Below are 24,484 nucleotides of genomic sequence, written 5' to 3'. Positions count from 1 at the left end.
TTAGTCGTTACCGCCTGTACTGACCGTCAGAGCGGTGAACATGGAGAAGTTAAAATGAGCGATATCAAAAAGGTAGTACTTGCATACTCTGGCGGTCTGGATACGTCTGCGATCATTCCATGGTTGAAAGAGAATTATGACTGTGAAGTGGTGGCATTCGTTGCCGATGTGGGCCAAGGCGAAGAAGAGCTGGTCGGTATTGAAGAGAAAGCGATCGCTTCCGGTGCGTCAGCGTGTTACATCGCTGATCTGAAAGAAGAGATGGTCGCAGACTACATCTACCCAAGCCTGAAAACCGGTGCTGTTTACGAAGGTAAATACCTGCTGGGGACGTCAATGGCACGTCCAATCATCGCAAAAGCACAAGTGGAATGTGCGCTGGAAGTCGGCGCAGATGCACTGTGTCATGGCTGTACCGGTAAAGGTAATGACCAGGTGCGTTTCGAAAGCGCGTTTGCAGCGCTGGCACCGCAACTGAAAGTGATTGCACCTTGGCGTGAGTGGGACCTTCGTTCACGTGAGGCCCTGCTGGATTACCTGGCAGAACGTAACATCCCTTGTACTGCAAGCCTTGAGAAAATCTACAGCCGTGATGCAAACGCATGGCACATCTCGACCGAAGGTGGCGTACTGGAAGATACCTGGAACCAGCCAAACGAGCTGTGCTGGGTATGGACGGTGGATCCTGAGCAGGCACCTGACCAGTCTGAAACCGTTTCTCTGTTGATTGAGAAAGGCGAAGTAGTAGCGGTTGACGGTGAGCGTATGAGTCCATACCAAGTGCTGACCACGCTGAACGAGAAAGGCGCGCGTCACGGTGTAGGCCGTATTGATATCGTTGAAAACCGTTTGGTGGGCATGAAGTCCCGTGGCTGTTATGAAACTCCGGGTGGCACCATCATGATGGAAGCCCTGCGTGGTGTTGAGCAGCTGGTACTGGACAAAGATTGCTACGAATACCGTGAAGAGATTGGCCTGAAAGCGTCTCACCTTATCTACGACGGCCGTTGGTTCACGCCGCTGTGTAAGTCACTTCTGGCGGCAGCAGAATCACTGGCTGAGCCAGTAAGTGGTGAAGTAGTAGTGAAACTGTACAAAGGACAGGCTACAGTAGTGCAGAAGCGCTCGCTCAATAGCCTGTACTCCGAAGAATTCGCGACTTTCGGTGAAGATGACGTTTACGATCACAGCCATGCTGGTGGCTTTATCCGTCTCTACTCGCTGTCGAGCCGTATTCGTGCGCTGAACGAGAAAAAACAAAAATAAACAGCAGCTGGAAGCAATAGAGTTTTAAGGAGAAGTAAGTATGGCGTTATGGGGCGGAAGGTTTAGTCAGGCAGCAGACACGCGGTTCAAGCAGTTTAATGATTCGTTGCGTTTTGACTATCGCCTCGCGGAGCAGGACATCGTAGGTTCAATTGCCTGGTCAAAGGCACTGCGCTCAGTGGGCGTATTGTCTGAGATTGAGCAGCAACGCCTCGAGCTTGCACTGAATGAAATCAAGCTGGCTGTGATGGAAGATCCAGAGCAGATCCTGCGCTCTGACGCTGAAGACATTCACAGTTGGGTGGAGCAGCAACTGATCGCCAAAGTGGGCGATTTGGGCAAAAAGCTGCACACCGGTCGTTCACGTAACGATCAGGTCGCCACTGACCTTAAGCTTTGGTGCCGTCAGCAGGGTCAACAGCTTCTCCTTGCACTCGATAAACTGCAAAACCAGATGGTAAAGGTCGCGGCAGAAAACCAGAACACGGTGCTGCCGGGCTATACCCACCTTCAACGTGCCCAGCCAGTGACATTTGCACACTGGTGTCTGGCTTACGTTGAAATGTTCGAGCGCGATTATTCGCGCTTGAGTGATGCACTGAACCGTTTGGACACCTGCCCGCTGGGTTCTGGTGCTCTGGCAGGTACGGCGTATCCGATTGACCGTGAAGCTTTGGCTCACAGCCTGGGTTTCCGCCGTGCCACCCGCAACAGTCTGGACTCTGTTTCTGACCGTGACCATGTAATGGAACTGATGTCTGTGGCATCGGTGTCTATGCTCCACCTGTCGCGCATGGCCGAAGATCTGATTTTCTACAACTCTGGCGAGTCCAACTTTGTTGAGCTTGCAGACGCTGTGACCTCAGGTTCATCCCTGATGCCACAAAAGAAAAACCCGGACGCGCTTGAGCTTATCCGTGGTAAGACGGGTCGCGTTTACGGCGCTATGTCTGCGATGATGATGACAGTGAAAGCACTGCCGCTCGCCTACAACAAAGACATGCAGGAAGACAAAGAAGGGCTGTTCGACGCGCTCGACACCTGGTTTGACTGTATTGAGATGGCTGCGCTTTGTTTTGATGGCATCAAAATCAACAAAGACCGCACGCTGGAAGCGGCGATGCAAGGTTATTCCAACGCGACTGAGCTTGCAGATTATCTGGTTGCTAAAGGCATTCCTTTCCGTGAAGCGCACCATATCGTGGGTGTCGCTGTGGTCGCCGCCATTGAAAAAGGTTGTGCGCTGGAAGAGCTTTCTCTTGATGACATGAAGCAGTTCTCGCCAGTGATTGACGAGGATGTTTATCCCATCCTCACCATCGAATCCTGCCTTGAAAAGCGTTGTGCGCTGGGTGGCGTGGCGCCGAATCAGGTGGAATATGCCATTAGTCAGGCAGAAAAGCGTTTGGAAAAACGTTACTCGCCAAGCGTGAAAGTACGTGGCGCGCGCCTTACTGACCTCGATGCGATTGAAGGCATGGTGGTTTACTGGGCGGGGCTGGGTGAAAACCTGCCGCGTGAACGTAATGAACTGGTTCGTGATATTGGTTCTTTTGCGGTTGCTGAGCATCAGGGTGAAGTGACAGGTTGTGCGTCGCTCTACGTTTATGACTCGGGCCTTGCGGAAGTGCGCTCTTTGGGCGTGGAAGCAGGCTGGCAGAACCAAGGGCAGGGCAGCGCGATAGTTCAGCATCTGCTGAAAAAAGCGAGCGGCATGGCCATCAAGAAAGTGTTTGTGCTGACCCGTGTACCAGAGTTCTTTATGCGTCAGGGCTTTATTCCAACTTCTAAATCTTTGCTGCCTGAAAAGGTGATGAAAGATTGCGACCGCTGTCCACGCCTTCATGCGTGTGATGAAGTGGCGCTGGAGTTTACCTTTGATCAGGACAGGTTGATTGCGAAAGCTAACGTCGCTTAAACAAGCATCGAATAAATAAAAACCGGCTTAGGCCGGTTTTTTTGTGTTTTCTAGGTGCTACTTTTTGGGTTCGGGCGCATTCATCCGAAACGGCATCAGAATGAGGTGAAGGGTGAGTAAAATAGCGCTGGCACCTGCACCAAAGAGCAAGGTGATGGACTCTATCGATGTCGGTGTGTCACTGAACCCGATAAACCATATCGGCCACAGCACCAGATTCATCACAGCAAGTTGAATCATGCAACGTTTGCAGCGTCCGAGTTTGGCTCGGATGGTGAGAGAAGCGTCTTTGCAGAAGCGGCAGCTCATGAATAGTAAGCCTTAAAGTATCAACTTGTTGCAGCCTACAAAGAAAAAAGCCCTCCGTAAAGGAGGGCAAATCATAAACCGAATCTTGGGGAGAGTCCGGTGTGCAAGCAAGGGGATTAACTTGTTATTGGAATCTTTTTTAACAGCCTGGACCGCAATCCAGGCAGTGTTTGATCATTTCAGGACCTAAGTGCAGTTTGGCGTTCAGGTCACGAAGTGCGGTACGTACACCTTCTTCAATCACCGGGTGATAGAAAGGCATATCCAGCATCTGTGAAATGGTCATTTGGTTTTGGTGTGCCCAAGCCAACAGGTGTGCTAGATGCTCTGCATTCGGGCCCATCATCTCTGCGCCAAGGAAGCGACCGGTACCCTGCTCACCGTAAACGTGCAGCACACCTTTGTTTCGTAACATGACACGTGAGCGGCCTTGACCTTCAAACGACACAACACCGGTTTCGAAACAGCCACAGGTGCCAAGACGTGAGGTGATTTCTTTGTAGGTTTCACCCACCATGGCAATTTGTGGATCAGAGAACACAGCAGCGATTTTGCTTCGGCGCAGACCCGCACGAATATCTGGGAATCGACCTGCGTTGTCGCCGGCGATTCGACCCTGATCCGCTGCTTCGTGAAGCAATGGGATCTGGTTGCTCGCATCTCCTGAGATGAAAATCGACGCGACACTGGTTTGCATGGTGTACGGGTCAGCCGTTGGTACACCGCGTGCATCGAGTTCCATGCCTGTGTTTTCAATGTCCAGCTTGTCGACGTTAGGACGACGACCGGTTGCTGCCAGCACATAGTCCACTTCCATACGTTGTTCCTGACCTTGCTTGTCAAGGTAACGGATATGGACTTTTTCGCCTTCGCGCACCATTTCTTCGACTTTAGCGTCAGCGTCCAGATAGAACTCTTCGTTGAAGGCTTTATCTGCGTAAGCCATTACCGTTGGGTCAGTTAAAGGACCTACCTGACCGCCAACACCGAAGACTTTCACTTTCACGCCAAGGCGATGCAGTGACTGACCAAGCTCAAGACCGATAACGCCTGGACCGAATACAGCGACAGATCCTGGCAAATCATCCCAATCGAATACGTCATCATTCACAATCAGACGGTCACCCAAATCATTCCATGGCGCCGGCCAGGTTGGGCGTGAACCCGTTGCAATCACAATGCGTTTTGCTTCGATGCGGGTGTGGTCGTCGACAACCAGAGTGTTGTCGTCAACAAATTTGGCGTAACCGGCGATTTTGTCTTCTGCCGGGATTTCATCAACACCTTCGAGAACAAAGCCAACGAAACGGTCACGTTCGCGTTTCACACGATCCATCACTTCACGGCCATTGATTTTAATTTCACCTTGAGGATGCACGCCAAAACCGGGCGCTTTTTCGATGTGGTGAACGGCTTCAGCAGCGGCAATCAGAAGTTTCGATGGCATACAGCCAACGCGCGCACAGGTCGTGCCATAAGGACCGCCTTCGATGATCACGACATTGTCGGTGTGTGCTTTGGCTGCGCGGTAAGCACCCAGACCTGCGGTACCTCCACCAATGACGGCGACATCTACATTCAAGGTTTTCATTATTATTCTCCAGGTAAATCCGGTTACAAGCTTTAGGATTAAGTAGGGCAGCCTAAGCTGCCCTGTTCGGTGTTATGCGAAGTATGCTTCCAGCTCGTCGCTGCCACCGATGTGCTTACCGCCAATGAATACTTGTGGCACTGTTGCGCGACCGCTTACTGCACGCAGGCTCACAGTGGTAGCATCCTGACCCAGCACAATCTCTTCAAACTGTAGCTTGTTGTCGATCAGCAGTTGTTTCGCTTTCGCACAGAAAGGACAACCTGGTTTGCTGAATACCGTAATTGATTCTTGCAGTTTATGGTTTGGCGCAATGTGGCCCAACATAGTGTCAGCATCTGAAACCTTGAACGGGTCGCCCGGCTCGTTTGGTTCGATGAACATCTTCTCTACCACGCCGTCTTTTACCAGCATGCTGTAGCGCCATGAACGCTCACCAAAGCCCAAATCGTCTTTCGCTACTGCCATACCCATGCCACGGGTGAACTCTGCATTGCCGTCTGGGATGAAAGTGATGTTTTCTGCTTCCTGGTCTGCTTTCCAAGCGTTCATCACGAACGTATCGTTTACAGACACACAAAGAATGTCATCAACACCGTGCTCTTGGAACACTGAGTACAGCTCGTTGTAGCGAGGCAGGTGCGTTGAAGAACACGTCGGAGTGAAAGCACCTGGCAGGCTGAATACAACAACCGTTTTACCGGCAAACAGCTCGTCAGTGGTTACGTTTACCCACTCATCACCCTTGCGGGTTGGGAAGGTAACGCTTGGTACTTTCTGACCTTCTTTGTTAATAAATTCCATGGTAATACCCCTTAAATAAATTTTGTTTTTCAGTTCTTTAATCCGGTGTTCCCGGTTGATGTGTGTATATTAGGGCGAAAGGGGTAGATAGTTCTAATTGATTGGGTTTATCATTTTAATAAGTAAAATCTATCAAAGAGGTTTGGTGTGAATATTCGCGATCTCGAATATCTGGTGGCTCTGTCTGAGCACCAGCACTTCAGAAAGGCAGCGGAAGCCTGTTTCGTCAGCCAGCCAACATTGAGCGGCCAGATCCGTAAGTTGGAAGATGAATTGGGTGTGGTGCTGCTGGAGCGCACCAGCCGAAAAGTGCTGTTCACTGACGCTGGCATGCAGCTTGTCCGTCAAGCACAAAAAATCCTGATGGAAGTGAAAGTGCTGGAAGAGATGGCAAGTCAGCAAGGCGAAGAAATGGCGGGGCCGCTGCACATTGGGTTTATTCCGACTGTCGGCCCGTATCTGCTTCCCCATATTGTGCCAGCGCTGAAAGAGGCATTCCCAGAACTTGAACTTTTCCTTCACGAAGCACAGACCCATCAACTTGTGCAGCAGTTGGAAGAGGGGAAACTGGACTGCATTATTCTGGCATCCGTTAAAGAAACTGAGCACTTTAAGGAAATCCCACTGTATCTCGAGCCGATGTTGCTGGCGTTACCGGAAGGTCACAAGTGGTCAAAGGCTGAAACCGTGCCGATGGATGACCTTCGTGGCGAAACACTGTTGATGTTGGCAGATGGGCACTGTCTTCGCGATCAGGCAATGGGCTTTTGTTTTGCAGCAGGCGCGAAGGAAGACTCGCGTTTCCGAGCGACCAGTCTGGAGACCCTTCGCAACATGGTGGCGGCAGAAACGGGGATCACTCTGCTGCCGAAGCTTTCTGTCCCTGAGAGTATGCAGCGTGATGGTGTGGTGTATGTGAAAGCCGTGGATCCTGAGCCTCAACGCTTGATCACCTTGGACTACCGTCCCGGTTCGCCGCTAAGAGCACGCTATGAAAAACTGGCGAAAGTCATTGCTGATGCCATGGGTAAAGTCTGTAATCCGATAGGCTAACCCCAACCGGTTACGTAGAAAAAAACAAAGGCGCCGATGGGCGCCTTTGTTGCTTCTTTATAACTTAGAAAAGCTCTTCACCTTCCGACTCGTAAATATTTCCGCTGCTGGCGGCAGAGGAAACATAGTCAGTTGGCTCGGTGCCCTTCTCGAAGTATTCGAACATTGAGCTTGCATCATTTTTGCGTGTCAGCAAGCCGGTATCACGGTCAATGCGCACTTTCACGATATCGGCTGGAACTTCTTTGCGTTGCTCTGGTACATCAACCAGCGCATCAACCATAAAGTCTATCCAGGCGGGTTGCGCGGTTTTTGCCCCTGCTTCCGCACCGGAAATCTGTGAGTTATCCAGATTCGCATTGCGCGAGGTTTTACCCAACTCGCGTGAATGGTCATCAAAACCAACCCATACTGTTGCGACCATACCTGGCGCAAAGCCGCTGTACCATGCATCTTTGGAGTCGTTGGTGGTGCCCGTTTTACCCCCGATATCACGGCGGTTAAGCGGTTTCTGTGCGCGCCAGCCGGTACCGTTCCAGCCAGTGCCCTGACGCCAGTCGCCGCCACCCCAGATGTTCGCTTCCATCATTTCACGGGTCAGGAAGGCATTTTGCTCACTGATGACTTGTGGCGCGAACTCTGGCTCGTTTTCCATCGCTGCGGTTTCATCCAGCAGGTTTTCCTCTTCCATTAGGTTATCGGAGCTGAGTTTAGACGCATTACTGTCGCAGTTATCACGGCAGATAGTTTGTGGATGTGCGGTGAAAAGCAGCTGTCCAAACGGGTCTTCAACCTTGCTGATGAAATAGGGCTTGAGGTAGTAACCGCCGTTAGCAAACACGCTGAAACCTTGTGCTACTTGCATTGGTGTCAGGCTGCCTGCACCCAAAGCCAGAGTTTCAGAGCGTGGCAGCTCTTCATGCTTGAAGCCAAAACGGGTTAGGAAGTCGATGGTCTCATCCAAGCCAACTTTGCGCAGCACACGAACCGCCATCACGTTTTTAGAGGTTGCCAGACCGATACGTGCACGGGTTGGACCAATGTAGGTTGGTGGTGAGTTTTTAGGACGCCACGCTGTACCTTGGCTTGAGTCCCATTTGTTGATGGGAGCGTCATTGATCAAGGTGGCGAGCGTCATTCCCTGATCCAATGCTGCCGAGTAGATAAATGGCTTGATAGCAGAACCTACCTGACGGACGGACTGGGTGGCACGGTTAAATTTGCTGTGAACGAAGTTAAAACCACCGACCAATGCTTTGATTGCCCCGTTTTCCGGTGACATGGCCACCATGGCGGTGTTGGCGTCCGGTACCTGACTCAGGTGCCAAGCATCGTCGACCTTGCGTACCCAAATTTGTTCACCCACAGCCAGAATATCTGCGGCCTGTTTCGGGGCAGTGCCTTGACGGGTGTCGGTTTTGTAGCGGCGCGCCCACTTCATGCCATCCCAAGGCAGGGAAACCGTCTTGCCGTCTTGCAGCTCCACCTCAGCCGTTTTGCCTTCTACTTTGATGACAACTGCCGGGTTGAGCACACCGTAGGTAGGTTGTTTTTTCAGGTGGTCAGCTATCTTTTCTGCATCCCAAGGTTCTGCGCCGTCTTTCCAAAGTGTTGCGACCGCACCTCGGTAACCGTGACGTTCGTCGTAGGACAACAGGTTGTTGATGGCGGCTTTTTCAGCGGCATTCTGCAGACGTGAATCGAGCGTGGTATACACCTTCATGCCGGATTCATAAACGTCTTCACCGTATTTCTCTACCGCCCAGGCGCGTGCCATTTCTGCCATGTAAGGTGCGTTCAGTTCGATTTCTGCACCATGGTAGCGGGAAACAATCGGCTCGTTTCTCGCTTGTTCGTACTCCGAACGGGTGACATAGCCTTCATCCAGCATACGTTTCAGCACCACGTTACGACGGTTCGTCGCACGTTCTACCGAGTAAATCGGGTTCATGGTAGACGGCGCTTTTGGCATACCGGCTAGGGTAGCAAGTTCGCTCAGCGTCAGATCTTTCAGGTCTTTGCCAAAGTAAACACGTGCTGCGGCGCCAAAGCCATACGAACGGTAACCAAGGAAAATCTTGTTGACGTAAAGCTCCATGATTTCCTGTTTCGTCAACAATTGCTCGATGTGGATCGCGATAAATATCTCTTTGATTTTACGCATAATCTTCTTTTCGTTAGAAAGGAAGAAATTACGAGCTAACTGTTGGGTGATGGTACTCGCACCCTGTTTGGCGCTGCCCGACATGGCGACCACGATCGCAGCACGGGTGATACCGATAGGGTCGATACCCGGGTGATCGTAGAAACGGCTGTCTTCTGTGGCGATCAGCGCGTCAATCAAATCTTGTGGGATGTCGTCGTAAATAACTGGAATACGACGTTTTTCACCAAACTGGGAAATCAGTTTGCCGTCTGCGCTGTACACCTGCATCGGAGTTTGCAGTTCAACATCCTTGAGTGTGGCAACATCTGGCAATTCCGGTTTTACGTAAACGTAAAAACCAAAAATTGTACCCACTCCAAGTAATATGCAAATTATTGCAAGGATAAGCAGTCGCTTAATGAACTTCACTTGATATTTCCCGTAAGTTTTCAGTCGAGTCGTTCAAACATTTAGTGTCCGTAGTATAAAGAGAACTGAACAAAAAATAACGAACCTGCGGAGAGAACTTTCAAAAAAGTTACTTGATGCTGACTTTTAAGAAGGTGGCATTTCAAATGTTTGCTGGAAAAACCGCTATGGGGATCGATGTTGGCACACATTCTATTCGTGCTGCGATGATCCAAAAACGTGGCAAGGCATTAAGGCTTCAGGCTCTCGTTGTAGCACCGCGACAATCCTCCTCTCTCAATGACACCCTTAAGTTGGTTAAGAAGCAACTGCGCAAAGCCTGCGGTGTGCCTTGGAACTGGCCACAAGCTCAGATCATGGGCGTCCCTCAAAGCAGTGTGGCAATGAAGCGATTCCCGATAGCACTCGATATTCCGGAGCATGAGCAATACGTTCAGGTCGGCCTCCAGCTTAGTGAGAGTCTGGGGATGCCGATGGATGAACTGCTCTATGATTACCGCCCTCTGCCGGAAAGTGATGGGGTGGAGGTCTATGCCTGCCGCAAGCCGATGCTCAAAGAAACCCTTTCCGGACTCGAGTCTGCAGGCTTTTCGCTTTCAGTGATTGAGCTTCAAACCCATGCTCTGATGCGTCTTTATAAACAACATATGACCGCCCGGCCGGATGTCGGCGCTTCGCTGATGGTGGATGTTGGCACAGAGCGTCTTCAGATTTGTTTGGGTGACACCAAAGACGGCCATTTCTACCGAGAATTGCCAGTGCCCTTTGAGCAAGGCGATCAAAGTGCCGAGGATCTCCGTGAGCAATACACCCAACAGCTTGCTGAGACCATTCAACGTCAATATCAACTGGCCTCTACCCAGTTGCAGGGAGCCCGTGTATCAACGGTTTGGCTCTCAGGCGATGGGGCGAAAAAGATCGACATCTTTAAACTGGAAAGTGCGCTAGGTTGGCGGGTCAGGGCATTGAATCCACTTCAAGGGCTGAGCTATTCGCCAAAGCTTGTCGACAATCTGAATGAATCAGCGGCGGCTTGGTCCACATCGATTGGACTGGCACTGAGGGGAGTGGAAGATGAACGTTAGTATCAACCTCCTCCCTTGGCGTGAAATGCAGCGTCAGGCGACCCGTCGACGCTTTTTCAATAAATCCGTATTGGTCTTGGTATTGGTTTCCTTTTGCGTCATTGGTGGCCGTTGGGTTGTTTACAACCAACTCACTCTCCAAGAGGAGAGAAATGCGCGTTTGCAGCAGGAAATCGATGAGCTGAATGCCACTCTCCGGGATTTTGCTAAACGAGAAGTGGAGCGTGATGAGCTTCATCGCCGCCTGACCCTCGTAAATTCGCTACAAAAGCAGCGCAACAATGCCACGCTGCTTTTCAATCTGCTGCCACAAATTACACCGGATGGGGTGGTACTCGATAAAGTGTCGATGACCGCAGGTACGGTGACCATTGAAGGGCGAAGCCGCGATAACGCCAAACTCGCCAGTCTGTTAGCCCTGCTTGAAGCTGACTCTGGTGCCAAGAACGTGCAGATCCATTCCATTATTAACAACGCAGCGAAATCGTCCCTGATCGCCAAAAACTTTAAGGCTACCTTTGATCTGGCAGATTACATGTCGCTCGAGTTGCCAAAGGAGGAAAACAATGGCCGCTGATTGGCGTGATTGGGAAATCGATGAAATCCCAGAATGGCCAGCCACAGCACAAAATGTGCTGCTAGGTCTCTTAGCCATTTTAGTGTTGGCTGCCGCTGTTTTTTTTGTCGTCCTCCCTGCAAAGCAAGACGTGGAGTTGGCTAAACAAGATGAAAACCTGCTGCGTACTCAGTTTCGCATCAAAGCTGAGCAAGTGGCTGCGTTGCCAAATGTCGATGAGCAGGTTGAAGAATTGCAGCGCTTTTACGGTCACCTCACCAAACAATTGCCTGCCGAAGATGAGTTGGCGCTGCTGCTTGCCGGTATTAACGATACGGGCCTTCAATACAACCTCAATTTCCAAAAGCTGAACTGGAAACCGGGTCAACGCGTTGGCTGGTTGTATCAGGTGCCACTGGATATTGAGCTTACGGGTGAATATGCCGACATGGGAGAGTTCTCTGCCGCGCTGGCGCGCTTGCCTCGTATTGTAGCTTTGCAGGATTTCACACTGTCCCGTGAAAACGAGAAAGTCGATACCCTAAGATTTGCGGTGAATGCCCATACCTATCGCTATGAAAAGCAACAGGAGGTCTCGCAATGAGATACCTGATTGCGACGCTGAGTCTGCTTTTGCTGTCAGGCTGCATGCAGGAGCCGAAAACGCAGGATCTTGAACGTTTTATCGTTCAAACCTATGCCGCTGCCAAGGTGACGGCAACGCCACTTCCCCCTGAGCCGACTTACTTTCCAACACCATTTAACCCTGGCATTGATACTGATCCTTTCGTGCTACCGATTGCCATGGAGGAAGAGCAATTGGTGAAAGGAGACTGCTGGCAGCCAGAAGACCTGCCGGGGAAAGACCCGCTTGAAAGCTATGAGCTGTCGTCGCTTGAATTTAAAGGCGTGATTGGTCTGCCGGGCAGCTACTGGGCGTTGGTCTCTGCACCGGACGAAAGTATTCACCGAGTCGGCTTGGGACGCATGCTTGGCAACAACCGTGGGCGTGTCGACAGTATCAGTCAGCACACACTCTCCATCACAGAACACCTGCCTGACGGACTTGGCTGCTGGCAGGTACGAAACGTTAGATTGGCACTCAACAATAACTAAAAAGGGTAACTCATGATAAGCCTGAGGAAAGGATGCCGGGGTCTGGGAGCAGTTTCCCGCAGCTTGATAGTGATCGCCAGTTTGCTGGCGGCACCATGGTCGTTCGCGGCCAATCAGCTGCAGCACATCGATGTTAAAGCAGGGGAAAGAGGTAAAACCTTGCTGACACTGACGCTTGAAGATAAGTCAGTGGTCACCAACTTCAATAAGCGCGATGGGGAACTGTCGATAAGCCTGAAAGGCACGTCAGTGGAAGATAATCTGATTGGTGTCAGAAGCCTTCAGGATATTGGTAAAGCAACCGCGAATCTGGAAGTGAAACCCGTCGACGATGATGTTGAACTCAATGTTTCCACCGAAGGGCATTTCGGCTACGACTACTATCAGACGGGCAGTGTATTGACGGTTGAGATTTTCCCGTTTGCCTCACTGCCTTCGAAAGAAAAGTCCGCCGCTGCAAAGAACCAGAAAAACAAGAACATCTCCATTAACTTCCAGGATATTCCAGTGCGCTCAGTACTTCAGATGGTGGCAGAGCACAATGGATTTAACCTGGTGGTGTCAGACACGGTACAGGGGAGCCTGACACTGCGCCTTGACGATGTGCCTTGGCAAAAGGCCTTGCAGACCATCTTGAATGTGAAAGGTTTGGATAAACGCCAGATGGGCAACATTCTGCTCGTTGCACCTAAAGCTGAGCTGGATGAGCAGGAACGTTTGGTACTTGAAAAACGCCGTCAGGAACGTGAGTTGGCATCGCTACGCTCTGAGGTGATTCAAATCAAATACGCCAATGCTGTCGACCTAAAAGACATGTTGGGCGGCGGTAGCGGCGGAGAAGGTGAGGATGAAGGGATCAACCTGTTGTCTGAGCGTGGCAGTCTTGCTGTCGATCCTCGAACTAACTCACTCGTGATCAAAGATTTGGCCGACAATATTGACGTGGTCAAATCCCTGATCGAATCGTTGGATGTGCCTGTCGACCAGGTGGAAATCGAAGCGCGTATTGTGACCGTGGACGAAGGTACGCTGGATGAAATTGGTGTGCGTTGGGGGGTTGTAAACAGAAACGGTTCATTCACACAAGGTGGTTCTATTGAGGGCAACCTAGGCTGGGAGAATGGCCTTGGCTTCGATACGGATAGCGGTGACTTCCTCAACATTAGCAATTTAGATGGTGCTGAATCGTCGACGGGTAACATCGATGACTTTTTGAATGTTAACTTGGCAGCGACCAGCCCTAACGCAGCGAGCATTGCCTTCCAAGTAGCAAGTTTGGGTAAAGATTTGTTATTGGACCTTGAACTGTCAGCCCTTCAGGCTGAATCCAAAGCTGAAATCATCTCCAGTCCGCGCCTTTTGACCACCAACAAACGCCCGGCTTACATTGAACAGGGTACCGAACTGCCATATTTGGAAGCTTCTTCTAGCGGTGCAGCAGCAGTGTCGTTTAAAAAAGCGGTACTGAGTTTATCGGTGACACCACAAATTACGCCGGATAACAAACTGGTGCTCGATCTTCAGGTCACTCAGGATAAACCAGCAGGCACGGTTAAAGCTGGTACGGGTGAAGCAATGGCAATTAACACCCAGCGAATTGGTACTCAGGTATTGGTAAATGATGGAGAAACGGTTGTGCTGGGGGGAATTTACCAGCATGAGATGATGGAAGGGGTGGATAAGGTGCCATTGTTGGGCGACATCCCAGGTCTCGGTCAACTCTTTCGTCGTAACTACGAAACCATGGGTAAACGTGAGCTGTTGATCTTCGTTACGCCTAGGATTATGACGCAATAAATTGAAGTAATTCATTTAATTAGCTTGTTTGTTAATCGTGGTATGCAGTGAGGGTAGGAATCCACATTCGTGTGAATTTCTGCCCTTTTCTTGTCCTTTTGGTCGTCGATCGGGAATTTAAAGGCGAAGCGAAACGTATTTTAAGTTGCCAAACGCCCAGTCGACCTGAGATAATTTTTGGTCTGATCACGAATATACTGTGAGGAATTTGGCGCCTCGGGCTTTCTGATAGCGAGCCTGCGGGCGGTGTTGTTTTCATTAACCGCGCGTAAACTGCTTAAAATGGCTGAAAAACGAAATATCTTTCTTGTAGGTCCAATGGGGGCTGGCAAAAGCACAATTGGTCGACACCTAGCACAACAACTACACATGGAATTTTTCGACTCTGACACTGTGATCGAAGAGCGCACAGGTGCAGACATTGCATGGGTTTTCGATGTTGAAGGTGAAGAGGGATTCCGCGTTCGCGAAGAGAACGTCATCAACGACCTGACAGAAAAACAAGGTATCGTTCTGGCAACCGGTGGTGGTTCAATTAAGAGCCGTGAAAGCCGTAACCGTTTGTCTGCTCGTGGTATCGTGGTTTATCTGGAAACCACCATTGAGAAACAACTGGCGCGTACTCAACGCGATAAAAAGCGTCCTCTGCTGCAAACTGAGCAACCACGTGAAGTGCTGGAAGCACTCGCGGGTGAGCGTAACCCTCTGTATGAAGAGATTGCAGACTATGTTGTACGCACTGATGATCAAAGCGCCAAGGTCGTGGCTAATCAGATCATCGAACTGCTGGAAAATCACTAATCGTTAAAGGAACTCCATGGAAAGGATTGACGTAAGCTTAGGCGACAGAAGTTACCCTATTTCTATCGGTGCAGGATTGCTTTCCGATCCCGCGTATTTTTCTGATGCCCAAGGTCGTCGCGTGGTGGTGGTCTCGAATGACACCGTCGCACCGCTTTATGCGGACCTTCTTATGGAAACCCTGAACAAGGCTGGCGGTGAGCCAGCTTTGTTGACCCTGCCGGATGGCGAGCAATACAAAACCCTCGACACCTTTAACACCATTAATACCTTCCTGCTTGAAGGCAATTACGGCCGTGATGTGCTGATTGTTGCTTTGGGCGGCGGTGTCATTGGTGACGTTGTTGGCTTTGCGGCAGCGTGTTACCAGCGTGGTGTGGACTTTATTCAGGTTCCAACCACATTACTGTCTCAGGTGGACTCCTCTGTCGGTGGTAAAACCGCAGTGAATCACCCTCTGGGCAAAAACATGATTGGTGCCTTTTACCAACCTAAAGCCGTTGTCATCGATATCGATGTCATGCAAACCCTGCCTCAGCGCGAGTTTGCCGCGGGTATGGCAGAAGTCATCAAATACGGCATCATTGCTGATCCAGAATTCTTCGTTTGGCTAGAAGATAACTACCAGCCACTCAACGCCTTAGATGCTGAAGCTTTGGTGTATGCGATCAAACGTTGCTGCCAAATCAAGGCAGATGTGGTGGCAGAAGATGAAAAAGAATCCGGTGTTCGTGCTTTACTGAACCTCGGACATACCTTCGGGCATGCGATAGAAGCGGAAATGGGTTATGGCAACTGGCTACACGGTGAAGCCGTTTCTGCCGGTACTGTGATGGCAGCGGTCACCGCGGTGCATCAACAATTGCTGACACAAGAAGATGTTAGCCGTATCACTTCCTTGCTCGAAAAAGCCAATCTCCCCGTGAAAGCACCCGCAACCATGGGCTATGATGCCTTTATTAAACACATGAAACGCGATAAAAAAGTGCTTTCCGGGCAACTACGTTTCGTGCTGCCAACCTCCATTGGTACAGCCGAAGTGGTTGCGAACGTGACTCCTGAAACGCTTGCTGAGGTCATTAAGACACACTAAGCGGGTTTGTATATGACAGGCTCCCATGAAATGATTTCGTTGGATCTGGATAGCCAGATCCAACTTTTATCTAGAATCCAATTTCTTACCCGATTCAGCTCCAACCTTGTTCAGATCACTGGTGAGCCAGGGGCGGGCAAAACGTGGCTCAGCGAACGATACCTCGAAAACTGGGCAAACGAACCCATCCAATCTCTTCTAATCTGTAATCCGAGCCAGCAGGATGCTCAGCATCGTGCCATTATTCTCAGACAAATCGTGCGTGATGGTGTCTTCAACGAGCAAGACTCGATGCTGCAAAGCCTCGATTACATGCTCGAAGGCCGAAGTGTGCATGCTTTGGTCGTGATAGATGACGCGCAGCGCTTGAGTGCCAATCTCATCGCAGAGCTGTGGGCGCTGGTGACCGAAGCACAGCAGCGTGACAACTGGCAGATTAACATTCTGTTATTTAGCCTGCGTGGCAAGCTCAACAAGTGGCTTCACAAAGTGTCTTATGGCCAGGGTGTGAAACCTTTGGAGTTGGAAATCAGCCCGCTGGCAGACAATGAGCGAGAAATGTTCATTGAAGTCATGATGGTCAGTCGCCAGCTTGATGCTGCCCAACGGCGTGCACTCAAACAAAAAGCCGCATCATTGCCTTCTTTACCCGGAGCCCTTCGCGGGCTGGAACAGCAGGAGACCACTGCAATGGAAGAAAAGAAACGTCGCTCGCCCCTCCCTTTGATTTTGCTGGTGGTGCTGTTGTTAGTATTGGGTGGTGGCTTGGTGTGGTGGGCATTGAATCCCCAGATGACATCGGAAGAGACGACTGAGTCTGTTGTGCCGGATGGTGTGAAAGAGCTTTCCGCTATTCTGGATGAAAAAGAAAAGGAAATGGCGGCGCAGCAAGGTGAAGGTCAGGGTGGTGAACAAGCACTGAACAGCAATGCGCAAGTGACAGACGACACTGCGGCCTTGCCGGAGACGCCCTCGGTAGAAGGCATGACGGTTGGACGCCGCGATGAAAACCGCCGTATTGTGGTGCCTGATCGTGTGGTAGACGCCATCATTGATGAGCAGGCTGTCGGGGGTGACGGCACGAGCGCGGTTGAACAGCCGCTTATTCCTGAGTTGGTGCCACCTTCCGAAACCACTGTGCGTGTTGAACCCACACAGCCAGAAGTGACAGCCGAGACTGTGACTGAAGAAACGGCAGCGGTGGCACCTTTGTCACCGCCGGCAACCAGTGCCGATGTGCCTCTGGCGAACCAGTTGCTATTGACGGTTCCTGAATCGCGTTACGCGCTTCAACTCGCGGCATTGCAATCCAAGCAGGCGGTAAACGAGTTTTTGCAAGAATATGCGATTGCTGACCGCGCACTGGTGTACGAAACCCGCCGAAACGGTGAACCATGGTTTATGGTGCTGTTGGGTGACTACCCTTCGGTTACAGAGGCGCGACGTGCAGAGTTGCAGCTTCCGGCGAATATTCAGGCGCTGACCCCTTGGGCTAAATCTTTCGTTCAGATCCATAAAGAAATCGGACTGGTTAACTAATCCGCCTTGGGAATGACAAGGTACGAATTTACGCTGATTGATGGTTAAAAATGAGATACAATCCGCCACCGTTCGAGCAGCAGTGGTGGTGGATACACATTAATGAAAAAGCATCGTGCCTTTCTTAAGTGGGCCGGGGGCAAGTACTCTCTGGTCGACGATATCCGCAAGCACCTGCCGGAAGGAAAAAAGCTGATTGAACCATTCGTTGGCGCGGGCTCTGTGTTTCTGAACACAGACTACGACCAATACCGTCTGGCGGACATCAATCCGGATCTGATTAATCTCTATAATCTTCTCAAGCAAGAGCCGGAGCGTTACGTCGAAGACGCCAAGCGCTTGTTTACCCAAGAGTACAACCAGAAATCAGCCTATCTGGCGATTCGTGAAGAATTTAACCAGACGAAAGATCCTTACCTTCGTTCCCTGTACTTCCTGTACATGAATCGCCATGGTTTTAACGGCCTGTGTCGTTACAACAAAAAAGGCGGCTTCAACGTGCCGTTTGGTTCATACAAGAAACCCTACTTTCCTGAAGCTGAGCTTGAGTTTTTCTCTGAGAAAGCAAAGAAAGCGACCTTTGTGTGTGAAGGGTACCAGCAGAGTTTCAAAAGTGCCCGCCGTGGTAGCGTGATTTACTGCGATCCACCTTATGCGCCTCTGTCGACGACGGCCAACTTCACGACCTATGCGAGCGGCGGTTTCAGTTTGGACGACCAGGCATTGCTGGGTGAGTGGGCGCGTAAAGTGAGTATCGAGAAAAACATTCCGGTGCTGATTTCAAATCACGATACTGCGCTGACCCGAAGCCTGTATCATGGCTCTCACTTCAACATGGTGAAAGTAAAACGCACCATTAGCCGCAATGGTGGTGGGCGTAACAAAGTGGATGAACTGCTGGCACTGTTTGCTCCAGACGTATCAGAGCTTCTTTAATTTGGCATGATGAGCGAAACTAAGCCCATCAGCCCCAGCACAAACACCACGACAAACACGAAACCGACAACGATATAAGGCACCATGCTGGCTTGCTGAAAATCCCGTTGTCGGTTTTTGTCTGACTGCACGCCAAACATCGCTGCAAACACGCTTTTTACCACATCCATCATGCCCACTTTTTCCTGTTGCGGTTTGTCGTTATCCATTGAGTCATCTTCACCATTCATCTTGATTAATCCCAGCTTAGATCAGGGGGAAGGGCTGCGTCTGTCCCAGCTTCAAAATTCAGGGGTTATGGTTTGAATCAGAGGATCTGATAAGACAGATGCCATGCAATCGGGTAGAATTGCGCCGAAATTCGGGTAACACCGACACCACTTTCGGGTAATGCCAATTTACAGTGAGGCTATAGGATGAAGGATTTTCTCATTGCACCGTCGATCCTCTCGGCGGATTTCGCACGTTTAGGTGAAGACGTTGAGCGCGTACTGGCAGCAGGTGCTGACGTGGTGCATTTCGACGTGATGGACAACCATTATGTCCCAAACCTCACCTTTGGTGCGCCAATCTGTAAAGCGCTGCGCGACTACGGCATTACTGCACCCATCGATGTTCACCTGATGGTGAAACCGGTTGACCGTATTATCCCAGATTTTGCCAAGGCCGGTGCCAGCATGATCACCTTCCACGCGGAAGCGAGCGAGCACATCGACCGCAGTCTGCAATTGATCAAAGAGCATGGCTGTCAGGCAGGTCTGGTGTTTAACCCGGCGACGCCGCTGCACTATCTGGACCACGTGATGGACAAGCTGGATATGATCCTGCTGATGTCCGTTAACCCAGGTTTTGGCGGCCAGTCCTTTATTCCTGAAACCCTGAATAAACTGCGCGAAGTGCGTCGTCGTATTGACGAGAGCGGTCGCGATATTCGCCTCGAAATCGACGGCGGCGTAAAAGTAGATAACATCCGTGAAATCGCAGAAGCAGGCGCAGATATGTTTGTCGCAGGCTCGGCTATCTTCGGTCAGCCGGATTACAAAGCTGTGATAGACGAAATGCGAGCGGAACTGAGCAAAGTAGGAAAATAAACCGTGACGGTAAACTTTGACGACATCAAATACATTGCCTTTGATCTGGACGGAACGCTGGTAGATAGCGTGCCGGATCTGGCGGAAGGTATTCGCATGGCACTGGTAGATCACGATCTGCATTCGCCAACCGATGATGAAGTGCGTAACTGGATTGGCAACGGCGCAGAAATCATGCTCAAGCGTGCCCTGAGCCAGAGTGTCACTATCAAGGCTGATATTGATGAAGCACTGTATCAAAAAGTCCGTGAGCGTTTTGATTTCCACTACGCAAACAATGGCCATGACAAAACCATCGTCTATCCGGGCGTGAAAGAAACCCTGACGGCCCTGAAAGCGGCGGGTTACACCCTTGGAGTTGTCACAAACAAACCTTATCAGTTTGTGCCAGAGATCCTGACCGACCTCAATCTGGCGCAGTTCTTTACTGACGTCATTGGCGGTGATTCCCTGCCAACCAACAAGCCGGACCCGGAAGGTCTTCTCAGCCTGCGTGACAAGCACAGCCTGAACAACGAAAACATGCTGATGGTGGGCGATTCGAAAAACGATATCCTCGCCGCGAAAAATGCAGGTTTCGCTTCTGTAGGCCTGACTTACGGATATAACTATGGTGAGCCAATCAGTGACAGCGCACCGGAATTTGTCGCTGACCACTTCAACCAGCTTTTAACGGTTCTCAGCACCGAAAAAACAGCGTAAATTAAAGCTTCGACTATTTTCTCGAAATGACAGCCAGCAGCGATGCTGGCTGAATTGACTGACAGGAACAGAAAGAACATGAGTAATCCTACGACCAAACCCATTGTACTTAGCGGTGTTCAGCCATCAGGCGAACTCAGTATCGGCAACTACATTGGAGCTTTGCGTCAGTGGGAGCAAATGCAGGATGATTACGATTGCCAATACTGCATCGTAGACCTGCACGCGATCACTGTTCGTCAGGAAGCAGAAAAGCTGCGTGAAGCGACGCTGGACTCACTGGCACTGTGTTTGGCTGTAGGCGTAACCCCAGAGAAAAGTAACCTTTTCATCCAGTCTCACGTGCCTGAGCATGCGCAACTGGGTTGGGTTTTGAACTGCTACACCCAAATGGGCGAGCTGAACCGCATGACCCAGTTCAAGGACAAATCAGCACGCCACGCGGAAAACATTAACGCCGGTCTGTTTGGTTATCCTGTACTGATGGCGGCGGATATCTTGTTGTATCAAGCGAATCAGGTGCCAGTCGGTAACGACCAGAAACAACACCTGGAACTGGCGCGCGATATCGCGACCCGTTTCAACAACGTGTATGGCGAAGTATTCACAGTACCAGAACCTTACATCCCACAAGTGGGCGCGCGCGTGATGAGCCTGCAGGATCCGACTAAGAAGATGTCGAAGTCGGATGATAACCGCAACAACGTGATTGGCCTGTTGGAAGACCCGAAAGCGATCGCCAAGAAAATTAAACGTGCAGTGACTGACTCCGATGAGCCACCACGTGTGCTGTTTGATATCGAGAGCAAACCGGGGGTTGCCAACCTGATGGGTCTGATGTCTGTGGCGACCGGTAAAACGTTTGCAGAAATCGAAGCGGAATACGAAGGCAAGATGTACGGCCACCTGAAAACTGACACTGCTGATGCCGTGGTTGCTATGCTGGAGCCAGTGCAAACCCGTTATCAGGAGTTCCGTGCTGACCGTGCGTATCTGGATCAGGTGATGAAAACCGGTGCAGAAAAAGCGTCTGCACGCGCAGCCGAAACACTGAAGAAAGTGTACGAGGCAGTAGGCTTCGTTGCTCGCCCATAATCACTAGATGGAAACCTGAAAAAAAGCAGCGAATTCTCGCTGCTTTTTTTATTTTCGCCGCCATTCCCTTCACGTTCTTCTCCAATTCCTCCGCCTTATGGCTATTTTTGTTGTTATCTGAAACTGTTGATTGCTGAACGCCATTCTGATTATTGAGTGACGCCTCACTCCTGAAATGCAAACTTGGGGATTTCATCACTTAAATGACATGTCGAGCTGTTAAATCATTTGCAGTGTTTATGACTTCACTCGCAAATAAGGACAGCAAATGAAGATCTTTACATGGAGCCCATTGGCTCTAGCTCTCAGTGCAGCACTCCCGGTCAGTGCTGATGTGATCATCACGGAATATGTCGAAGGCTCCTCTAACAATAAAGCTATCGAACTGACCAATACCGGTTCAACGGAAGCTTCTCTCGACAATCTCTCGCTTAAATTAGCCTTCAATGGTGCCACCAGTTTTGGTAACACGATTGCACTTTCCGGCACTCTGGCTGCTGGCGAAAGTTATGTCGTTGCCAATAGCAGTGCAACGGGTGAAGTCACCGGCGTCAGCCAACAAACTTCAGGCTCGCTTTCTTTCAATGGCAATGATGTGGTGGCCTTGGTCGATGAAAATGACAATGTGCTCGACAGCCTTGGCCAACTCGGTAACAGCAGCAACTATGGCAAAGACGTCACGCTGCGCCGCATAGAAGGCAGTACCGGACGTACAGATGCGTCTTCAGCCTTTGACGCCTCAGATGAATGGCAGTCTTTTGCTCAGAACGCTTTTGATGGTCTGGGTTGTAGCGGCGTTGATGCCTGTGATGGCGGTGGCGGAGGTGGCGGCACCTTCAGCTGTGAAGGCGAAACCTTGACGCCAACCTATGCGATTCAAGGCAGTGGTGATCGCAGCCCACTGGTACCAGATGGCAGTTTTGAAGCTGAGGGTACCTACTATGTCGAAGGTGTTGTTACCGCGGTAACAGAGAGCCTCTATAAAGGCTTCTGGCTTCAGGATGCTAACGGTGATGGCGACAACGCAACCTCAGATGGTCTGTTCATCTTTACGGGAGATGCCCCTCAGGGTATTGAGCCTGGCATGCAGGTTTGTGTGGCGGGTACTGTCAAAGAGTTTTTCAATCTCACTCAACTGGATGCGTCCGACAAGCAGTGGGAGGTGATTGATACCGTGGGCGAGCTTCCTGTCACTGATTTGGCAGTGGAAGAGGGTGAAACGCTGGATGCGGCGCTTGAACGTCATGAAGGCATGAAAGTGCGTCTGACGCAGGAAAGTGAACTGGTCGTGACCCGTAACTTCGGATTTGATTACGATGCTTTCCGAAACAACATGGTACTTTCATACGAAGCGCCCAACTTTAAACCGACACAACTGTATATTGCTGGTTCTGATGACGCGGTAGCCTTGGCTGCAGCTAATGATGCAAACCAACTGTTTGTGGAGTCAGACCGCAAAGCGCCGAATGGTGTTGTGCCTTACTTCCCGGGTCTGGATGCTGAGCAGGGTTATATTCGTATCGGCGATACTGTCACTAACCTCGAAGGTGTGATTGGTTACAGCTTCAGTGATTACCGTTTGGTGGTGACCAATGAGCTGGTGGCGAGTGACTTCGTGCGTGAAGAAGATCGCACCTCAGCGCCAGAAGCGTTTGCTGACACCAACCTGAAAGTGGCCAGCTTCAACGTACTGAATTACTTCACCAGTGCGAGTGCCATAGGCGGCGATCTTAATGTTACCTGTCAGGATCAGGCAGATGCTGATGCTTCCCGTGGTTGTAACCGTGGTACCAAAGACGCCGCAGAGTTCGCGCTGCAGCAGGCGAAAATCGTCAATGCATTGACCGCCATGGATGCAGACATCGTTGGTCTGATGGAAATCGAAAATAACGGTTTCGGTGAAAACGGCGCACTGGCAAATTTGGTGGCTGAGCTGAACGCCCAGTTTGCCGATGAAGCTGATCACTACGCGTATGTGACGCCTGCAGAAGCCGATTTGACCGAAGGTACATTCCTTGGCAGTGACGCCATTCAGGTAGCGCTGATTTACCGTCCAGCGCGCGTAGAGCTGAAAGATGATGCCATGGTTATCCGTATGCCTGAGCAACATATCAGTGGTGAAAACCCTGACGGCGAAACCCGCCAGTTGGATAAATTCCAGCGTGACAGTCTGATGCAGTCTTTCAACCTAAAACGCGGTGAAACCCTGTCTATTGCGGTCAGCCACTTTAAGTCGAAAGGTTCTGGTTGTTACGAGGATTGGGTTGCTGGTGAGTTTAGTGACGATCCGGCCGATCTTCAGGGGCGTTGTAATGAGTTCCGCGTTTCTGCCGCAGAAGCCCTAGGTAACGCTCTGGCAGGCGTGAAGGGCGATGTGATTGCGCTGGGTGATTTCAATGCCTATGCGCAGGAAGACCCAATGCGCGTGCTGACCGATTACGATGCGGATACCGCGGAGCGTAAGATTGTCACTGCAGCAGGCACCTCGATTGCTGGTGTGACGCTGGATGAAACGGCGCGTGAAGTGGGTGACGGTTTTGGATACGTCAACTTGGCAAGTTATGCATTGGGCGATGAAGCCTTTTCTTACACCTTTGATGGCGAGCTCGGTAGTCTCGACCACGCGGTGGGCAATGCCAGCGTGCTGGAGAAAATCACAGGCGTGGAAGACTGGCACATCAACTCAGTGGAAAGCACCCTGTTTGAATATTCCGGCCGTTTCACCGGTGATTTGGTCAAATCGACAAACCCATACTCGTCGTCAGATCATGACCCTGTGATCGTCAGCCTGAATTACCCGGACAAGCCGCAGAAGTTCAAGCTGCGCTTTAAGAACAAGAGCTTCTTCTGGGTTCAGCCGACGGTGAACGGTGAAGTGAATGAAAACCGTCCTTGGCTGCGTTGGAAAACCAACATGAAATACACCGAAAAGAGTGAATTTCTGAAAGACCTGGGTGTTGGGTACGGCGACTCCGTCGAGTTGGGCTTCCGTCTATGGGGCTTTATTGCGATTCCATGTGGAGATGCCGTGCTGGAAGAAAACACACGCGCTGTGTTTAAAGGATTCCAGTGTAAGATCAAATAGTCCTCTACCTATCCTGCCACAGGCTCCTTCGGGAGCCTGTTTTTTTCCGCCCTTTTAATGGGTTGCCTGCTG

Annotated in this window: 21 protein-coding genes; 16 read left to right on the top strand and 5 right to left on the bottom strand. The window is 50.8% G+C overall.

Annotated elements, in window-relative coordinates; translation table 11 throughout:
* Nucleotides 1-54: 54 nt before the first annotated feature.
* The gene (locus tag QL223_RS13865) at nt 55-1,266 is read left to right on the top strand and encodes an argininosuccinate synthase (RefSeq protein WP_046307671.1); all 1,212 of its coding nucleotides are present in this window, start codon (nt 55-57) and stop codon (nt 1,264-1,266) included.
* A 40-nt stretch (nt 1,267-1,306) separates the two neighbouring features.
* Complete coding sequence (gene argH, locus QL223_RS13860; RefSeq protein ID WP_046307673.1) at nt 1,307-3,184, top strand: argininosuccinate lyase; 1,878 nt, start codon at nt 1,307-1,309, stop codon at nt 3,182-3,184.
* Nucleotides 3,185-3,241: 57 nt separating this feature from the next.
* Here argH and QL223_RS13855 read toward each other — a convergent pair whose 3' ends face one another.
* From QL223_RS13855 to QL223_RS13845, 3 genes are all read right to left on the bottom strand, one after another.
* On the bottom strand, nt 3,242-3,493 hold the full coding sequence (locus QL223_RS13855) for a DUF3624 domain-containing protein (RefSeq protein WP_281545073.1): 252 nt from the start codon (nt 3,491-3,493) through the stop codon (nt 3,242-3,244).
* Between the two features lie 139 nt (nt 3,494-3,632).
* The gene (locus tag QL223_RS13850; protein ID WP_281545072.1) at nt 3,633-5,084 is read right to left on the bottom strand and encodes a dihydrolipoyl dehydrogenase; all 1,452 of its coding nucleotides are present in this window, start codon (nt 5,082-5,084) and stop codon (nt 3,633-3,635) included.
* A gap of 72 nt (nt 5,085-5,156) precedes the next feature.
* The gene (locus tag QL223_RS13845) at nt 5,157-5,888 is read right to left on the bottom strand and encodes a glutathione peroxidase (RefSeq protein WP_046307677.1); all 732 of its coding nucleotides are present in this window, start codon (nt 5,886-5,888) and stop codon (nt 5,157-5,159) included.
* Between the two features lie 147 nt (nt 5,889-6,035).
* Here QL223_RS13845 and oxyR point away from each other — a divergent pair, with 147 nt between their 5' ends.
* Entirely contained in the window at nt 6,036-6,941 is a 906-nt protein-coding gene (gene oxyR, locus QL223_RS13840) for a DNA-binding transcriptional regulator OxyR (protein WP_002535235.1), read from the top strand.
* Between the two features lie 64 nt (nt 6,942-7,005).
* Here oxyR and QL223_RS13835 read toward each other — a convergent pair whose 3' ends face one another.
* Complete coding sequence (locus tag QL223_RS13835) at nt 7,006-9,516, bottom strand: PBP1A family penicillin-binding protein (RefSeq protein WP_281545071.1); 2,511 nt, start codon at nt 9,514-9,516, stop codon at nt 7,006-7,008.
* 146 nt (nt 9,517-9,662) lie between these two features.
* Here QL223_RS13835 and pilM point away from each other — a divergent pair, with 146 nt between their 5' ends.
* The 9 genes from pilM (at nt 9,663) to QL223_RS13790 (ending at nt 18,439) form a co-directional block, all read left to right on the top strand.
* The gene (pilM, locus tag QL223_RS13830; protein ID WP_281545070.1) at nt 9,663-10,601 is read left to right on the top strand and encodes a pilus assembly protein PilM; all 939 of its coding nucleotides are present in this window, start codon (nt 9,663-9,665) and stop codon (nt 10,599-10,601) included.
* On the top strand, nt 10,591-11,178 hold the full coding sequence (locus tag QL223_RS13825; protein WP_002535231.1) for a PilN domain-containing protein: 588 nt from the start codon (nt 10,591-10,593) through the stop codon (nt 11,176-11,178). The genes pilM and QL223_RS13825 overlap by 11 nt, the downstream gene beginning before the upstream one ends.
* Nucleotides 11,168-11,761: a type 4a pilus biogenesis protein PilO gene (gene pilO / locus QL223_RS13820; RefSeq protein ID WP_002535230.1), complete on the top strand. Its 594-nt coding sequence runs from the start codon at nt 11,168-11,170 to the stop codon at nt 11,759-11,761. Before QL223_RS13825 ends, pilO begins: the two co-directional genes overlap by 11 nt.
* Nucleotides 11,758-12,273, top strand: a complete 516-nt coding sequence (locus QL223_RS13815) for a pilus assembly protein PilP (protein WP_002535229.1) — start codon at nt 11,758-11,760, stop codon at nt 12,271-12,273. Before pilO ends, QL223_RS13815 begins: the two co-directional genes overlap by 4 nt.
* A 12-nt stretch (nt 12,274-12,285) precedes the next feature.
* A complete protein-coding gene (gene pilQ, locus QL223_RS13810) occupies nt 12,286-14,070 on the top strand; it encodes a type IV pilus secretin PilQ (protein WP_281545069.1) in 1,785 nt (594 codons plus the stop codon).
* Between the two features lie 282 nt (nt 14,071-14,352).
* A complete protein-coding gene (aroK, locus tag QL223_RS13805; protein WP_039849459.1) occupies nt 14,353-14,871 on the top strand; it encodes a shikimate kinase AroK in 519 nt (172 codons plus the stop codon).
* A gap of 16 nt (nt 14,872-14,887) precedes the next feature.
* Nucleotides 14,888-15,964, top strand: a complete 1,077-nt coding sequence (aroB, locus tag QL223_RS13800; RefSeq protein ID WP_002535225.1) for a 3-dehydroquinate synthase — start codon at nt 14,888-14,890, stop codon at nt 15,962-15,964.
* A gap of 30 nt (nt 15,965-15,994) precedes the next feature.
* On the top strand, nt 15,995-17,503 hold the full coding sequence (locus tag QL223_RS13795) for an AAA family ATPase (protein ID WP_281545068.1): 1,509 nt from the start codon (nt 15,995-15,997) through the stop codon (nt 17,501-17,503).
* 102 nt (nt 17,504-17,605) lie between these two features.
* Nucleotides 17,606-18,439 carry a Dam family site-specific DNA-(adenine-N6)-methyltransferase gene (locus QL223_RS13790; RefSeq protein ID WP_281545067.1) on the top strand — a complete coding sequence of 278 codons (834 nt, stop codon included), beginning with the start codon at nt 17,606-17,608 and terminating at the stop codon, nt 18,437-18,439.
* Here the strand turns inward: QL223_RS13790 and QL223_RS13785 are convergent.
* Nucleotides 18,436-18,669 carry a DUF2970 domain-containing protein gene (locus tag QL223_RS13785; protein ID WP_281545066.1) on the bottom strand — a complete coding sequence of 78 codons (234 nt, stop codon included), beginning with the start codon at nt 18,667-18,669 and terminating at the stop codon, nt 18,436-18,438. The two genes, QL223_RS13790 and QL223_RS13785, sit on opposite strands and share 4 nt — an antisense overlap.
* 186 nt (nt 18,670-18,855) lie before the next feature.
* Between QL223_RS13785 and rpe the strand changes: the two genes are divergently transcribed.
* From rpe to QL223_RS13765, 4 genes are all read left to right on the top strand, one after another.
* A complete protein-coding gene (gene rpe / locus QL223_RS13780; RefSeq protein ID WP_002535219.1) occupies nt 18,856-19,530 on the top strand; it encodes a ribulose-phosphate 3-epimerase in 675 nt (224 codons plus the stop codon).
* 3 nt (nt 19,531-19,533) lie between these two features.
* A complete protein-coding gene (locus QL223_RS13775; protein WP_281545065.1) occupies nt 19,534-20,232 on the top strand; it encodes a phosphoglycolate phosphatase in 699 nt (232 codons plus the stop codon).
* Between the two features lie 78 nt (nt 20,233-20,310).
* Nucleotides 20,311-21,327, top strand: a complete 1,017-nt coding sequence (gene trpS, locus QL223_RS13770) for a tryptophan--tRNA ligase (RefSeq protein WP_046303478.1) — start codon at nt 20,311-20,313, stop codon at nt 21,325-21,327.
* Between the two features lie 268 nt (nt 21,328-21,595).
* Nucleotides 21,596-24,412, top strand: a complete 2,817-nt coding sequence (locus tag QL223_RS13765) for an ExeM/NucH family extracellular endonuclease (protein WP_281545064.1) — start codon at nt 21,596-21,598, stop codon at nt 24,410-24,412.
* Nucleotides 24,413-24,484: the final 72 nt, after the last annotated feature.

It is taken from the genome of Grimontia sp. SpTr1 (genome assembly GCF_947387585.1).
Taxonomy (GTDB): domain Bacteria; phylum Pseudomonadota; class Gammaproteobacteria; order Enterobacterales; family Vibrionaceae; genus Enterovibrio; species Enterovibrio indicus.
Note: the sequence above shows the minus strand (reverse complement) of the source record. Positions and strands in the feature narration are given on the sequence as shown.

Bases quoted from the DNA above. Each gene is read 5' to 3' on its own strand.
- QL223_RS13865 (WP_046307671.1), top strand. From the start codon at position 55: ATGAGCGATATCAAAAAGGTAGTACTTGCATACTCTGGCGGTCTGGAT.
- argH (WP_046307673.1), top strand. From the start codon at position 1,307: ATGGCGTTATGGGGCGGAAGGTTTAGTCAGGCAGCAGACACGCGGTTC.
- QL223_RS13855 (WP_281545073.1), bottom strand. From the start codon at position 3,493: ATGAGCTGCCGCTTCTGCAAAGACGCTTCTCTCACCATCCGAGCCAAA.
- QL223_RS13850 (WP_281545072.1), bottom strand. From the start codon at position 5,084: ATGAAAACCTTGAATGTAGATGTCGCCGTCATTGGTGGAGGTACCGCA.
- QL223_RS13845 (WP_046307677.1), bottom strand. From the start codon at position 5,888: ATGGAATTTATTAACAAAGAAGGTCAGAAAGTACCAAGCGTTACCTTC.
- pilM (WP_281545070.1), top strand. From the start codon at position 9,663: ATGTTTGCTGGAAAAACCGCTATGGGGATCGATGTTGGCACACATTCT.
- QL223_RS13825 (WP_002535231.1), top strand. From the start codon at position 10,591: ATGAACGTTAGTATCAACCTCCTCCCTTGGCGTGAAATGCAGCGTCAG.
- pilO (WP_002535230.1), top strand. From the start codon at position 11,168: ATGGCCGCTGATTGGCGTGATTGGGAAATCGATGAAATCCCAGAATGG.
- QL223_RS13815 (WP_002535229.1), top strand. From the start codon at position 11,758: ATGAGATACCTGATTGCGACGCTGAGTCTGCTTTTGCTGTCAGGCTGC.
- pilQ (WP_281545069.1), top strand. From the start codon at position 12,286: ATGATAAGCCTGAGGAAAGGATGCCGGGGTCTGGGAGCAGTTTCCCGC.
- aroK (WP_039849459.1), top strand. From the start codon at position 14,353: ATGGCTGAAAAACGAAATATCTTTCTTGTAGGTCCAATGGGGGCTGGC.
- aroB (WP_002535225.1), top strand. From the start codon at position 14,888: ATGGAAAGGATTGACGTAAGCTTAGGCGACAGAAGTTACCCTATTTCT.
- QL223_RS13795 (WP_281545068.1), top strand. From the start codon at position 15,995: ATGATTTCGTTGGATCTGGATAGCCAGATCCAACTTTTATCTAGAATC.
- QL223_RS13790 (WP_281545067.1), top strand. From the start codon at position 17,606: ATGAAAAAGCATCGTGCCTTTCTTAAGTGGGCCGGGGGCAAGTACTCT.
- QL223_RS13785 (WP_281545066.1), bottom strand. From the start codon at position 18,669: ATGAATGGTGAAGATGACTCAATGGATAACGACAAACCGCAACAGGAA.
- rpe (WP_002535219.1), top strand. From the start codon at position 18,856: ATGAAGGATTTTCTCATTGCACCGTCGATCCTCTCGGCGGATTTCGCA.
- trpS (WP_046303478.1), top strand. From the start codon at position 20,311: ATGAGTAATCCTACGACCAAACCCATTGTACTTAGCGGTGTTCAGCCA.
- QL223_RS13765 (WP_281545064.1), top strand. From the start codon at position 21,596: ATGAAGATCTTTACATGGAGCCCATTGGCTCTAGCTCTCAGTGCAGCA.